Origin of the sequence: Ensifer sp. Root1252, from assembly GCF_001425885.1 — a bacterium.
Lineage (GTDB): Bacteria > Pseudomonadota > Alphaproteobacteria > Rhizobiales > Rhizobiaceae > Ensifer > Ensifer canadensis.
The window spans coordinates 359,726-373,120 of the sequence record NZ_LMDT01000012.1; the positions used below are offsets into that span (position 1 = coordinate 359,726).

The window sequence follows — 13,395 nt, forward strand, 5'->3', positions numbered from 1 at the left end:
GCAAATGGCGACGCGGCCGTGGTCGGGCCTGACGTCGTCGCTGTCGTCACTACAGCGCCGCGCGCCTTATTGGACGCGCAAAGGTCGCTGTAACACTTTGAATTGCTGCGTGTTTTTATCCCTAGATTGAATAGGATCTCAGGAAACATGCAGCAGCAATTTAGGGCGTGGGATTGATCAGGATTAGATGGTAAATATCGCACGAGCTTATGAGGGGAATTCATGAATGCCGCGCCAGCCGATCAATGACCTCATCGCCTTCCTTGCTGTAGCAAGGGAACGGAGCTTTACGAAGGCGGCAGCGCAGCTCGGGGTCTCACAGTCGGCGCTGAGCCACACCATCCGCGGGCTCGAGGCGCGGCTGGGCTTGAGGCTCCTGACGCGCACGACCCGCAGCGTCTCGCCGACCGAAGCTGGCGAGCGGCTGCTGGTGTCGATTGGGCCGCGCCTGGATGAGATCGACCAGGAACTGGCAGCGCTCAGCGCGTTTCGCGACAAGCCGGCGGGTACGATCCGCATCACCGCCGGCGAGCATGCGGCCGATCGCATCCTCTGGCCGGCGCTGGAGCGGCTCTTGCCTGATTATCCGGATGTTCATGTCGAGGTGATCGTCGACTACGGCCTGACCGATATCGTCTCGGAGCGCTACGACGCCGGCGTGCGCCTCGGCGAGCAGGTGGCCAAGGACATGATCGCCGTGCGCATCGGGCCCGACATGCGCATGGCGGTGGTCGGCGCACCCGCCTATTTCGCCACACGGAAAATGCCGCTAATGCCGCAGGACCTGACGGAGCACAATTGCATCAACTTGCGCCTGCCGACCCATGGCGGCATCTATGCCTGGGAATTCGAGAGGCAAGGCCGCGAGGTGAAGGTGCGGGTCGAGGGCCAACTCGTCTTCAACAACATCGCGCTCAGGCTGAACGCGGCCCTTGGCGGGCTGGGCCTGACCTACCTGCCTGAAGATGCCGTCGCGCCCTATCTCGCCTCGGGCCAGCTGGTGCAGGTTCTGGAAGATTGGTGCCCGCCCTTTGCCGGCTACCACCTCTATTACCCGAGCCGCCGGCAAACGTCGCCCGCATTTGCATTGATTGCCGACGCGCTGCGGTATCGGGGTCCGCGTCACAAGTCATTCCAGCAGGCGTGATCGTTGAAACTTTTCAAGAGCTACACGCAAAGAGCGCCCGTTGCCGGACGCCCTAAGGTTGCCTCAATGCCTTACGATTGGCAGCGGTGCCCAAAAGCAAGCAGCCACGTTCACGTTATCAATTTTTCGGCGATTCCAAGATTAATGAAGGGTTAATCCACCGAATTATTTGATTGCCGGTGCAATCCAGGCGACAGCGCCGATAGTATTTCGCCCGTTTCCATTAGAAAGCCGCAGTTGCTCGCTTTTCTCCTGCGCGCAAACTCGTGTTGAAGCCGTTGCAGCGCAGCCTGTTGGGCGCTGCTATAAACGGCGTCCTTCCGCGCTTGGCTTGGTAATTCCTGTTAAACATAAGGAGATTGCTATGAAAACGGAGATTGCAATTGGACTGACGCTGGCGTTCTCGACCCTCCTTGCAACCGGTGTGATGGCCCAGACCAAATACGGTTCAGAAGCCGGCTGGGACATTCTCGTGAAGGACAACATGGGGCCAGGATGCTTGATCACAAAATCAAACGCAGACGGTACACAAGTTCAGATGGGCATCGATGCAACGGCCGCGCTGCGTGGCTACATGGCGCTCTACACCAAAGCTGATGCTAATGTTGCTGCAAACGAAAAGCTTGCGGTCCTGTTCGATGTCGATGGCCAGCAGTTCAGCGGCGAGGCGAAGGGCCAAGCCATAGACGGCTATCGCGGCGCGTTCGTATGGGTCAACAATGCTGACTTCATCTATGACCTGGCCAAGAAGAAGGCTGTGACGATTACGCCCCAGGGCGGCAATCCCATTGTCGTAAAATTGGCCGGAACCGACGCAGCCTTCAAGGCCCTGAGGGCTTGCCAGGCCGCTCAGTAATCACGCCCTGACAAGCTCGAATGGACCGCGAGCGGGAGCGTGGTGCATCTGCGCATTGATGATGTCGCGTGCGTTGCTACAGCGCCGCGCGTCTTATTAGACGCGCAAAGGTCGCTGTAGCACTTTGAATTGCTGCATGTTTTTATCCTTAAATCGAATAGGATCTAAGGAAACATGCAGTAGCGCATTCCCGGCATTCCAAACTTACCGCCTGATGGCGTTTCGACCTATTCCCGAGCCCCGGTGCTGAGTGGTTGGTTCCGACGAACCGTTCCGCTCAGGGCGGAGCGCGCGACTTGCTCTCCCTCATTCCGGCCGTGTACCGGCATCCAGCGACTTGGCGGCTGTCAGGTCAAAAGACCTTTCAGCCCAAGGACTTGGGCTGGCTGGATTCCGGCACAAGGCCGGAATGAGGGAGTTTTTAGGCAGTCAGTGGATTTAGATCTTTCCGCATCACAGATGACTTTGCGTCCGCAGCTCCGCTGCGGCACCCTCAGCCTTCCCGCCGGATCGTCGGTTCGGGCGAACCCTTCCACTCGAAGGTGATCGTTTGGCCCTGGCGGATGTTCTGGATGACGGCGGGGCGGAAGACGGCGATGCATTCGCCTGAGAGGTGACGGGCGGAGGGGTAGATCAGGCCGTTGCCGCCTTCCGCGTAGACAGTGGCGGCGAGTGCCTGACCGGCCGGATAGGCAAGGGTCGGGTCGGAGTCGAGATAGGTAGCATCGGTTTCGCCGCGGACATCGTGGAAACGGCAGGTGAAGCCGGCGATCAGCTCGCGGTAGGCGCCGATGTCTTGGAACATACCGGCGTCGGCAAGCGCGCGGGTGCGGTGATAGACGATCTCGGCCTGGCAGGTTTCGAGCGCGGTGTCGCCGAAGGCGCAGTACCAGGCGCCGCGGTCCTCGTTGTTGAAGCGGTTGCCCGGCGGGCGGGCGTGGCAGAAGGCGGCGTTGATCAGCGACCAGCCGTAGCCGAAGGATTCGTTCAGAAGCTCCGCCGGGTTGACACCGGCGGGTAGCGCCAGCGGGCTCAGCCGCGCGGATGTCAGCGCCTCCAGCCGGTTGAGGATCTCGATGTCGTCCTCGTCGTCGCAGAGCGGCTTGACGGCCGGCTCGTCGATATAGGCGGTCGAGATCAGCCGGATGGTGGCCGGATCGGTAAAATCGATCTCGGCGATCATAGGCCGCCGCGCAGGCCATCGAGATAGCGGCGCACCTTCATCATCGCGGGTATGCCGCCCTCGATCATCAGGTCGACCGGCGACTGGCCGTCGAAGACCGGCCCGGTGTTGACCGCCTTTGGCCATTGATAGGTCAGCGGTCCGTTGAAATAGAGCCGCAGGCCCTTGAAGATGCCGACGATCAGGCTGGCACGCATGCGCTTGTCCTGGTCGAGCTTGCCCTTGAAGTCGCCGGCCTTCATCCGGTTCCAGGTGGCGATCGGCACGTCGAAGAGCTGCGACGCTTCCCGGTTGGTCAGCTTCCACAGGTCGCAGGCCTTCACCACCGCCCTGACGATGACGGCTTCCTCATGTCTTGCCGCGTCGCGGTCGGGGGCAAGAACCGGCTGTGCGCTGGGCATGAACGTCTCCTATGAAATCCCGTGCCGTATCATATGATATAAAATGGGGGTTTTGAGCTGGAAGTCAAGGGGAGGTGTGGTGTCCGACAGCGACGCGTGGCCGGGTGGGTTCTCGCCGGGCTCTCGCAGTTTTGCCACTCACTGCTGTCGCAGATTGGCCCCTCACCCTAACCCTCTCCCCGCAGGCGGGGAGAGGGGACGCGGTACAGAGTGGGTTGCAACTCGGCGATCCCTCTCATGGTGATCGGGAGGCTTTGGTATGGCGCGATGTGAATGGGTAGGGCGCCGCGGGTTTCCTTCTCCCCGCATGCGGGGAGAAGGTGGCCGGCAGGCCGGATGAGGGGCAACGCGCTTCGCCGCGTTGGCAATAGCGTGCTCTCACACATGCGGGCCCAGCAGCGAAAGATCGGCTTCGCCAAGTCGGTCCTTGGCGCTGCGCAGCTGGTGCCAGTAGGGATAGATGACCGGCGGCAGACTGACGGCGTCGAGCAGTTCGCGCTCCTCATCGGTAAGCTTGAGGCTTGCGGCGGCAAGGTTGTCGCGGAACTGCTCCTCCCGGCGACCGCCGATGATGACGGAGGTGACGCCCTTGCGGTCGATCAGCCAGGCAAGGGCGATCTGGGCTGGCGAGACGCCGCGCTCGCCTGATATCGCTACCAGCATGTCGACGATCTTCCACAGCCGTTCTTCGTCGCGGATCGGCGGCTCGTTCCAGCCGGCGAGCTGGCGGGTACCCTCCGGCGTCTGGTTGCGCCGGTGCTTGCCCGACAGCAGGCCGCCGGCAAGCGGGCTCCAGACGAGCACGCCGAGGCCCTGGTCGATGCTGATCGGCAGCAGTTCGTATTCGGCCTCGCGGGCTTCGAGCGTGTAGTGGATCTGCTGGCTGACGAAGCGGTGGCGGCGGTCGAGCGCGCTGATGCCGAGCGCCTTCATGATGTGCCAGCCGGAATAGTTGGAGCAGCCGATGTAGCGCACCTTGCCGTGGCGAACGAGCGTGTCGAGCGCCTCCATCGTTTCTTCGAGCGGCGTCTGGCCGTCCCATTCGTGCACTTGGTAGAGATCGATGACATCGGTCTTCAACCGCCTGAGGCTCGCTTCGCAGGCGGCAATCAGGTGGTGGCGGGAGAGGCCGCCGTCGTTCGGGCCCGGCCCCATGTTGAAACGCGCCTTGGTGGCAACCAGCACGCCGTTCTTGCGCTTGCCGGCGAGGATGTCGCCGATAATTTCCTCCGAGCCGCCGGTGGAATAGATATCGGCGGTGTCGATCAGGTTGACGCCGGCATCGAGGCACATGTCGACATAGCGGCGCGCCTCGTCGAGACCGACATTGCCGACCTGCGCGAACTTGCCGCCGCCACCGATCGTCATCGTTCCCATGGTGATCGTCGAGATTTTCAGGCCGGAGCGGCCAAGCAGTCGGTATTCCATCTGGCTTTCCTCTTCCCTGTGGTGTCGGCCTTTGCTGTTGGGTGACAAATTAGGGGCGGAGCGAGGCGGAACAAGGTGACGGTGCGGATGAGGCGTCGGCTCCGCGTCGAACGGGAGAACGTCCGCGCGTGCGGCGCCGCAATGCTACTTATAATAGATGCATCGCTTGATCGGGCAATGCCTTGTATCATGGCGGGCGGAGAGGCGTTGGAAGGGCGGGCAATGAGCAATCACTATTGTCTCGGCCGGATCGATTTCGGCGTGGGCAGTTCGGCCTTCTGGTGCCTCGATACGCCCGGAACGCTGGTCGTTTTCCTGCACGGTTTTACCGGCGCCGCGGAGGCGACGTGGCACAATGCCAGTGCCTATATCCGGCGGGATGCGCTTTTTTCCTCTGCGGACGTTCTCTTCCTCGGTTATGACAGCGTGCGCAGCCGGGCGCGTGTGATCAGTCGCTGGGTGCTCGATCTGTTTCGCAAGCTGCTGGCCGAGCCGGCCGAATTTTCCAATCGCTACATCTATTACGGAGCGCAGCGGCAGCCCTTCATCTACGACCGGGTCGTCGTGGTGGCGCATTCGCTGGGTGGCGCGATCATGCGGCAGGTGGCGCTGGATCTCGCCCGCGCCAACGACGCCTATGCGGATCACATCCAGCTTCTGCTCTTTGCGCCTGCTCACAAGGGATCGAACGCGCTGCACAACGCGGGCGGGATGATGGTGGGGCACGGGATACTGGCGGCGCTGCGATGCGGCCTGCTCTACAAGGCACCGATCCTGGAAGACCTTCGGCCTAAATCGGACTTCATAAGGGATATCGAAGCCGGGACGTTGACGCGGCTGGCGCGGGGCCGACTGCGATGTCTGGTCGCGACCAAGATCACGATCGGCCAGTATGAAAATATCGTCGAACCCGGCGATTTTGCGCAGGATCCGCCGTTCAATACCGTTGATCGTCGCAACCACACGGATGTCTGCAAGAGCGATGCCGGCTATCGCCGGGTACTCGACGACATCGAGGAGTGCCTGCGGTGAGCGACGTGGCAAGCCCCCAACTGTCGCTGGAGAGCTTTGCCGGTTTCGAGCACAATTGCTTCGAGCGGCACGATCTGCGCCTCTACAACTTGCCCGTTGTCGGCAGCGGCTATCTTCTGGCGCGCTGGGCCGCATCCAGACAGGTGCGGCTTGCCTGGCTCGCCTATCTCCAGACGTCGATGCTGCGCTACGAATATCTGGCAAGCCGGGGCGAGATCGAACGGGGCGTGCCGGACGCCGGCATCGTGCGCCTGGCGGAGGCGGAAGCCGCGCGCGGCTCGCCGATGTCGCCTTCTACCGTCCGGCTGGCGCTCATCCTCGCCAGGCGCTCGATGCCCTATTTCAACCTTGACCATGAACTGAGTGAGCTTGGCCCGCTCGATGAAGCGGAATGGACCGAGCTGATCGACACGGCGTTCCGGATCGATATCTTCCTGTGCTCGCGGCCACGCTTTTCCGAGACGTTGCGCGCCTTGCCGCGCTATCCTGAGGCCGATCTCGGGGCCGACGGTTATCTCTTCCTCGTCAATTTTCTGTCGATCCTGGGTTTGCGCTCGGAGCTCAGCGCCGGTTCGCGGGGCTACCTGCAACGCAAGATCAACATCGTGCTGCACTCGCTCGGACTGAATGTCGATGCGCTTCGCGCCGATCTCTACCGGGTACAGGACGAGATCGGCCGCCGGGAAATACCGTCTTCGCGCGCGAGGCTTGAGCCGATCGATGTCAGCATCGCGCTGTTTGAAACCGAACTTCAGGCGGCCTGGGAGCTGGTGCGCACGCTCGAGGTTCTGCAGCCGGCGAAGGCGAGGGACAGCGGCCCGGAAGGCAGCGGGCAGGCCGAGCCGCAACCACAATTCTAGGGTGCGGCGTCCGACGGCGGGCGGCGGTTTCGAGGCCGTTTCAGGCCCCGGCAAGAAAGCGCGCGGGCATGAGATCCTTATAGGGAAACATGTGGAAATAGGGGCGCGCCTCGGCCAGCACGCGGGTCATCGAAGGGCGTTCGAGCAGCCGTTCGAAATAGGCGGAGAGATGCGGATAGGCGTCGGCAAAGGGCTCGACAATTCCGGCATAAAAGAGTGCGGGGGCCGCGGCGCAATCTGCAAGGCTGAAGGCGGCACCGCCGGCAAAGGCGTTGATTGCGAAATGCCGGTCGGCCATGCGATAGGCGACGCCGAGCGTAGCGCGGGCATCTGCGACACCGCGATGGTCGTTCTCGCCCTGGGCGCGCAGCGTGTCGGTGACGATCTTCTGCATCGGCACATGGATGTAGAGATCGAAGAAGCGATCCCAGAGCCGCGCCTGTAGCGCCGCGTCGCTATCCCTGGGGATCAGCGGCTGGCTGCCGGGGTAATGGCGATCGACATATTCGATGATGATGGACGTCTCCGGGATGGTGACATCGCGGGCGCTGTCGCGCAGCACCGGCATCTTGCCGACCGGCCAGAGCTCAGCGAAACGGGCCGCCTCCACGGGATCCAGAAGATCGACCAGGCTCGGCTCGAAGGGTGTATCGTTCTCATAGAGCGCGATCAGCACCTTGTGGCAGAATGAGGCGAGCGGATGCAGATAAAGCGTGAGCGACATGCGGACAATCTCCGATGCTGACGGTTCAGGCGGGCGTTGCGTCCGGTAACCCGGCGCAACGCTGATGGGTCGGATTTTACTGGGGAACTTATGGCAAAACTGATGCACTTATGCAATCAGTTTTTGGAGTGTTGCGAACGCCAAGTGGCGTGCTTTGAAGCACGGTTCGTGTTCCGTTTTTGCCCAAGGCCATTGAAAGCCCAAAAGATGCGCTAGACTTAATAGAAGGCAGGGCGTCGAAACGCACGGCGCTCCGCAACAGGGGAGGATCGCCGATGCGCTGCTTCACGGTAGTTGGGCCTTCGCAGACCGGAAAATCCACGCTGGTGGAAAAACTGGCTGCGCTGGGGGAAAGCTCCAGAAAGGCCACGTCACCTTATGGATTGAACATCACCGAATTCGAGATCGGCAAGGAAGCCTGGTGCGCGCTCGATGCGCCCGGCGGCACCGAGGCGCTCGCGCACGCGCAGCACGCGCTTCTGGCGAGCGACGCCTGCGTGCTCTGCGTCTCGCCGGCGCCGGAGGAGGCGGTGCTGGCAGCGCCCTATCTCAAGGTGATCGAAGCATCGGGCACGCCCTGCATCATCTTCGTCAACCGCATGGACGAGCCGCGCGGCCGGTTGCGGGATGTCATCGCCGCGCTGCAGGACTATTCCAGCCACATGCTGATCCTGCGGCAGGTGCCGATCCGCGAAGGCGACAGGATCGTCGGCAGCTGCGACCTGATCTCCGAGCGGGCCTGGCGCTATCGCGAGGGCCAGACCTCGGCGCTGATCGAGATCCCGGATACGACGCTGGAGCGCGAGAAGGAAGCGCGCACCGAATTGCTCGAACATCTCTCGGAATTCGACGACTGGCTGCTCGAAGAGCTGATCGAGGATCGCGAGCCCGGCAGCGACACGATCTATGCCATCTCCTCGCGGCTGCTCAGGGAAAACCGGATCATCCCTGTTCTCGTCGGCGCGGCGAGCCACAGCAACGGCATCCTGCGGCTGATGAAGGCGCTGAGGCACGAGGCGCCGCCGGTCGACACGCTGCGAAAAAGGCTCGGCGAGGCGAGCAAGGTTCCCGAAGCGAACCTCGCTGCCGTCAGCTTTCATGCCTATCACCGCCAGAATGTCGGCAAGACCGTGCTTGTCCGCGCGCTTTCAAACGGCATCAAACAGGGTGCGGCACTCGGCGGCGGCGGTGTCGGCTCGGTGCAGGACCCGGCGACCGGAAAACCGCTTGCCACAGGGACACCGGAGCCTGGCACGATCTTTGCCGCCGTCAAATCCGACCACCTGCCGGTGCCGGCGCTTCTGACCGGCACTGCCGCATCCGAGGCGCCTGACTGGACGGTGCCGCCGACGCCGATGCTGGAGCGCATCCTGGTGCCCGACAGCGAGCGCGACGAGACCAAGCTTTCCGGTACGCTTGCGAAGCTGGCGGAGACCGATCGCAGCCTCAAGGTGATGCAGGAGGAGGGCACAGGCGCGCAGCTGATCTGCGTGCAGGGGCCGGTGCATCTGCGCGATCTCTGCAAGACGCTGGCCGATGTCTTCCATGTCGGCGTCACCGATAGGCCGCCGAGCCCGACCTATCGCGAGACGGTGCTCAAACCCTCAGACGTGCACTACCGCCACCGCAAGCAGACGGGCGGGGCGGGGCAGTTTGCCGACGTCAAGCTCAGTGTTCACCCCAACCAGCGCGGCGGCGGCTTCAGCTTCAACGAGACGGTGAAGGGCGGCGCGGTGCCACGCAACTTCATCCCGGCGATCGAGGCGGGCGCACGCGAGGCGATGGAGAAGGGGCCGCTCGGCTTTCAGGTGATCGATGTCGGCGTGACGCTGACGGATGGCCAGCACCATCAGGTCGACAGCTCCGAATTCGCCTTCCGGGCTGCTGCCAAGATGGGCGTGCGCCAGGCGCTGTCGCAGGCCTCCGCCGTGCTGATGCAGCCGGTGGTGCGCGTCGAGATCCACATCCCGTCGATCTATTCCGGCAGCCTGGTGCCGGTTGTCTCGACCTTCAAGGGCCAGGTGCTCGGCTTCGACCGCGACGAGGCGGCCAAGGGCTGGGACGTTTTTCGCGCCCTGGTGCCGGGCTCGGCGCTCGACGAGCTGGCGCGGGCGTTGCGTTCGGCAACGCAAGGGATCGGCTACTTCTCCAAGAACTTCGACCATTTCGAGGAGCTCTACGGCAAGGAGGCCGAGGCGGTGATCCATTCTCATGGGACGGCGCAGGCTGGGTAGGTCGCGCACGGACCAGGCTTTCGCTCCGGCATAGTCCTCGGCGGCCCATGCGGCGAGGCTCCGGGCCGCGCCAGGCAAACGGTTCGGCAAACTGGCCGGCTTGTCTCATTTTTCCCATCAAATTGGGTGTCCGGGCTGGAGACAGGCGGTTTTCCTCCTACTTCAAGTCGTTCAGGCCGGATTGGGCAACGAACAGTGAGAGGACGACACAATGGCCAAGAATACGATCTGCCTATGGTACGACAAGGACGCGGAGGAGGCGGCCCGCTTTTATGCCGCGACCTTTCCCGACAGCGCAGTAGGCGCTGTGATCCGTGCGCCTGGAGATTATCCGGATGGAAAACAGGGAGATGTGCTGGTCGTTGAATTCACGGTTGCGGGTGTTGCCTGTATCGGCCTGAACGGTGGCTCCACGTTCAAACACAGCGAAGCCTTCTCCTTTCAGATCGCAACCGACAGTCAGGAAGAAACCGACCGCTACTGGAACGCCATCGTCGGCAACGGTGGCAAGGAAAGCGAATGCGGCTGGTGCAAGGACAAATGGGGCCTGTCCTGGCAGATCACGCCGCGCGTGCTGACCGATGCGCTCGCCATAGGCGGTGCTGAGGCCAAGCGTGCATTCGACGCGATGATGACCATGAGGAAGATTGACGTGGCGGCGATCGAAGCGGCGCGCCGCGGCTGAGACCATCCCTTTCGCGGGCGACGCGCCTGGCGTGAAGCGCGCCGGGCGGCGCGAGCTGGTCAGATGGTTGCTCTGTCCTTCCATCCACCTTCAGAGGACCGCGCGAGCGCAACAGGCGCCTGCGGCCTCACCAGCCGCGGCAAATGGCGGCTCTGCGTAGACGCAGCCGGCTACCTCAACACAACGGCCTACAATCTGGCTTTCAGCCACGGCAGCCGAGGATGCCGGGTCGTGGCCATGGCGCGCAAGTCCTCCGCTGTCGGGCCGGAGGCGCGTTCTTTCCAAAAGAAGGCAGGACTAGGACGGACGCATTGGTGCCGCCGTTTTGGCAGGGCCAGGTCCAAACCGACGCCTGGCAAGAAGCTGCCAGCCACCACGCGCCAGCAGCAGGGGGCTTGCCGCGCGCAATCGTCTGGCGTAAATATCGCCCATCGCGAAAAGCGACTGCTTCCCTTGATCCGCTCAGTGGCGGAGTAAACAGGTGGACGAATTCACGTCCAGGCGGTCAAGCACACGCCATCCGTACGCCTGACGTATGGATCGGCCAGCGGTTCCCAGAACATCAAACGCCTGACCTCTGTCGGGCCTTATCGTGAGCTCATGGCGCCTGGCGGCGTCCGCATGCTTGCGTCCATCGGAACCTGTCATGACCAGACCCCTCATCGTCATCTTTACTGCCATTGTCCTCGATGCCATCGGCATCGGCCTCATCTTTCCAATCCTGCCCTCGCTGCTCAAGGAGGTGACCCACGCCGACAACGTCGCCCCCTATATCGGCATCATGACCGCACTTTACGCGGTGATGCAGTTCATCTTTGCGCCGGTGCTCGGCGCGCTCAGCGATCGGCTGGGCCGTCGGCCGGTGCTCTTGATTTCGCTTGGCGGTGCCGCCATCAACTACCTGTTCCTGGCTTTTGCACCCAATCTCTGGATGCTCTTCATCGGCCGCGCGATCGCCGGCCTGACGAGCGCCAACATGTCGGTGGCATCAGCCTACATCACCGACATCTCGCCGGAGGATAAGCGCGCCCGGCGCTTCGGCCTGTTCAACGCCATGTTCGGTATCGGCTTCATCATCGGCCCAGTGCTTGGCGGCGTTTTGGGCGACACTTGGCTGCGGCTGCCATTCATCGCGGCGGCCGTGCTGAACGGCTTCAATCTGCTGCTGGCGTTCTTCATCCTGCCGGAGTCGCGCGCGCCGAGCCGGGAGAAGATCGATCTTGCAGCGCTGAACCCGCTTCGGCCGCTGCGCTGGGTGTTTTCTGTGAAGAGCCTGCTTTCCCGTCATCCTCACCTTCTTCATCTTCAGCGCCACCGGCGACGCTTATGGCACCTGCTGGGCGCTCTGGGGCAGCGACACCTTTCAATGGAACGGGCTCTGGATCGGCCTTTCACTCGGCGCCTTTGGCGTCTGCCAGGCCCTTGCCCAGGCCTTCCTTCCCGGTCCGGTCGTGAAACTGCTCGGCGAGCGCGCCACCATCCTGACGGGCATCGCTGGCGTTTGTCTTGCGCTTGTTGTCATGGCGTTTGCGACAGAGGGTTGGATGATCTTCGCGATCATGGCGGTTTTCGCGCTTGGCGGCATTGGCACGCCGGCGCTGCAATCCCTGGCGACCCGGCAGGTCGACGAGGACCAGCAGGGCCAGTTCCAGGGCGTGCTGACGTCGGCCGTCAGCCTCGCCTCGATCGTGGCGCCGCTGGCGTTCTCAAGCTTCTATTTCGTCGTCCGGGAGCAATGGCCCGGTGCAATCTGGCTTACGGTCGTCGTCATCTATGCGATCGCCGTGCCCCTGGTTCTCGGTCTGCGGTATGGGCATTCGCTGCCTGACGCCGGCCCAGCGACGTCGTCATCCCGAGGGTGAGATCGCGTCGGCTGCATAGTGGTCGCGGAGCGGTACGGTTGCCCCGTCACGGCCACTCCGCGCCTTAGCCAGCGGAGCCGGCCGGGGCAATCTCGGCATAGCGGCGTTGGCGCTCGTCGATTTCCTGCAGCAGCCAGCCGAGAAAGCTCTTGGTCACCGGTTTGGTACGGAACAGCTCTTCCTGGCAGACGAACTGGTAGGTCTCTGCCGGTTCGTAATAGTGGTCGTGCACCAGGCAGATCTGTCCGGTTCTGAGCTCATATTCGACCATAGTGCGGTCGACGAGGGCGACGCCCTGTCCTTCCTTGACCGCCTCGAGGATGATGTGCTGGTCGTCGAAGATCAGGTCCTGGCGGCTGGGCGAAAGCCGGAGGCCGGAGGAGGCGATCCAGCTCTGCCATTCCTGAAGGCCGCGATAGTGCAGGCGGTTGCCCGAGAGAAGATCGTGCTTGTCGGCCTGCCCCTCCCAAGTGGCTTTGCCGCAGACCGGCACCAGGCGCTCGCGCAAGAGCCGCTGCGAAAACCGGGCGGGTGGCGGGTGCAGGCAATAGTCGATGATGACGTCGGCGGTGCCGGAGGCGGGCGTGTTGGTTTCGAGGTGGGAGAGGTGGATCTGCAGGCCGGGATTTTCGGCCAGAAACTCAGAGATGCGTGGCGCAATCAGCTTCATCGAAAAGAACGGCCCGACCTTGACCCGCAGGATCTTCTGGGTGTTGCGCGGGCGGATATGCTGGACGACGCCTTCGAGATCGTCGAAGGCGCGGTTGCAGGAGGCAAAGAGCAGGGCACCCTCGGGCGTCAGTTCGACGCCGTGCTGCTTCCGGACGAACACGCTGAGGCCGAGATTGTCTTCGAGAATTCGGATCTGGTGGCTGATGGCGCCCTGGCCGATGCAGAGCTCGTTTGCCGCCGCCGTGAGGCTGCCATTGCGCGCCGCCGCTTCGAAGGCGCGCAGGGATTTCAGGCTCGGCAGATCGCGCATG

General features: G+C 62.9%; 11 protein-coding genes and 1 pseudogene. 7 read left to right on the forward strand and 5 right to left on the reverse strand.

All coding sequences use genetic code 11. The features are described 5' to 3' along the window. The first annotated feature begins 226 nt into the window (after window positions 1–226). Entirely contained in the window at window positions 227–1,147 is a 921-nt protein-coding gene (locus ASD02_RS14250) for a LysR family transcriptional regulator (protein WP_025427550.1), read from the forward strand. 364 nt (window positions 1,148–1,511) lie between these two features. Beyond that, window positions 1,512–2,003, forward strand: a complete 492-nt coding sequence (locus ASD02_RS14255; RefSeq protein WP_025427549.1) for a hypothetical protein — start codon at window positions 1,512–1,514, stop codon at window positions 2,001–2,003. Between the two features lie 493 nt (window positions 2,004–2,496). Here ASD02_RS14255 and ASD02_RS14260 read toward each other — a convergent pair whose 3' ends face one another. The 3 genes from ASD02_RS14260 to ASD02_RS14270 form a co-directional block, all read right to left on the reverse strand. Beyond that, window positions 2,497–3,186 (reverse strand): RES family NAD+ phosphorylase, encoded by a 690-nt coding sequence (locus tag ASD02_RS14260; RefSeq protein WP_025427548.1) that lies wholly within the window; start codon window positions 3,184–3,186, stop codon window positions 2,497–2,499. Continuing rightward, on the reverse strand, window positions 3,183–3,587 hold the full coding sequence (locus ASD02_RS39760; protein ID WP_025427547.1) for an antitoxin Xre-like helix-turn-helix domain-containing protein: 405 nt from the start codon (window positions 3,585–3,587) through the stop codon (window positions 3,183–3,185). The genes ASD02_RS14260 and ASD02_RS39760 overlap by 4 nt, the downstream gene beginning before the upstream one ends. Window positions 3,588–3,965: 378 nt before the next feature. Then, complete coding sequence (locus ASD02_RS14270; RefSeq protein WP_025427546.1) at window positions 3,966–5,015, reverse strand: aldo/keto reductase; 1,050 nt, start codon at window positions 5,013–5,015, stop codon at window positions 3,966–3,968. An 87-nt stretch (window positions 5,016–5,102) separates the two neighbouring features. On the opposite strand from ASD02_RS14270, the gene ASD02_RS14275 reads away from it, so the two are divergent. Beyond that, a complete protein-coding gene (locus ASD02_RS14275; RefSeq protein ID WP_156408405.1) occupies window positions 5,103–6,047 on the forward strand; it encodes an alpha/beta fold hydrolase in 945 nt (314 codons plus the stop codon). Beyond that, a complete protein-coding gene (locus ASD02_RS14280; RefSeq protein ID WP_025427544.1) occupies window positions 6,044–6,907 on the forward strand; it encodes a hypothetical protein in 864 nt (287 codons plus the stop codon). Before ASD02_RS14275 ends, ASD02_RS14280 begins: the two co-directional genes overlap by 4 nt. Before the next feature lie 40 nt (window positions 6,908–6,947). Here the strand turns inward: ASD02_RS14280 and ASD02_RS14285 are convergent, their stop codons facing one another. Beyond that, entirely contained in the window at window positions 6,948–7,631 is a 684-nt protein-coding gene (locus tag ASD02_RS14285; protein ID WP_025427543.1) for a glutathione S-transferase family protein, read from the reverse strand. Between the two features lie 275 nt (window positions 7,632–7,906). Here ASD02_RS14285 and ASD02_RS14290 point away from each other — a divergent pair, with 275 nt between their 5' ends. From ASD02_RS14290 to ASD02_RS14300, 3 genes and pseudogenes are all read left to right on the forward strand, one after another. Next, window positions 7,907–9,865, forward strand: coding sequence for an elongation factor G (locus tag ASD02_RS14290; protein WP_025427542.1), 1,959 nt, complete (start codon window positions 7,907–7,909; stop codon window positions 9,863–9,865). 211 nt (window positions 9,866–10,076) lie between these two features. After that, a complete protein-coding gene (locus ASD02_RS14295; protein WP_025427541.1) occupies window positions 10,077–10,550 on the forward strand; it encodes a VOC family protein in 474 nt (157 codons plus the stop codon). Window positions 10,551–11,196: 646 nt separating this feature from the next. After that, window positions 11,197–12,412: pseudogene (locus tag ASD02_RS14300) on the forward strand (TCR/Tet family MFS transporter). 64 nt (window positions 12,413–12,476) lie between these two features. On the opposite strand, the gene ASD02_RS14305 reads toward ASD02_RS14300, so the two are convergent. Next, on the reverse strand, window positions 12,477–13,394 hold the full coding sequence (locus ASD02_RS14305) for a LysR substrate-binding domain-containing protein (RefSeq protein WP_057206207.1): 918 nt from the start codon (window positions 13,392–13,394) through the stop codon (window positions 12,477–12,479). Window position 13,395 lies beyond the last annotated feature (1 nt).

What these genes read in the sequence shown, in the direction of transcription:
- ASD02_RS14290 (WP_025427542.1), top strand. Translation starts at nt 7,907, where the DNA reads ATGCGCTGCTTCACGGTAGTTGGGCCTTCGCAGACCGGAAAATCCACG.
- ASD02_RS14275 (WP_156408405.1), top strand. Translation starts at nt 5,103, where the DNA reads ATGAGGCGTCGGCTCCGCGTCGAACGGGAGAACGTCCGCGCGTGCGGC.
- ASD02_RS39760 (WP_025427547.1), bottom strand. Translation starts at nt 3,587, where the DNA reads ATGCCCAGCGCACAGCCGGTTCTTGCCCCCGACCGCGACGCGGCAAGA.
- ASD02_RS14295 (WP_025427541.1), top strand. Translation starts at nt 10,077, where the DNA reads ATGGCCAAGAATACGATCTGCCTATGGTACGACAAGGACGCGGAGGAG.
- ASD02_RS14255 (WP_025427549.1), top strand. Translation starts at nt 1,512, where the DNA reads ATGAAAACGGAGATTGCAATTGGACTGACGCTGGCGTTCTCGACCCTC.
- ASD02_RS14305 (WP_057206207.1), bottom strand. Translation starts at nt 13,394, where the DNA reads ATGCGCGATCTGCCGAGCCTGAAATCCCTGCGCGCCTTCGAAGCGGCG.
- ASD02_RS14250 (WP_025427550.1), top strand. Translation starts at nt 227, where the DNA reads ATGCCGCGCCAGCCGATCAATGACCTCATCGCCTTCCTTGCTGTAGCA.
- ASD02_RS14270 (WP_025427546.1), bottom strand. Translation starts at nt 5,015, where the DNA reads ATGGAATACCGACTGCTTGGCCGCTCCGGCCTGAAAATCTCGACGATC.
- ASD02_RS14260 (WP_025427548.1), bottom strand. Translation starts at nt 3,186, where the DNA reads ATGATCGCCGAGATCGATTTTACCGATCCGGCCACCATCCGGCTGATC.
- ASD02_RS14285 (WP_025427543.1), bottom strand. Translation starts at nt 7,631, where the DNA reads ATGTCGCTCACGCTTTATCTGCATCCGCTCGCCTCATTCTGCCACAAG.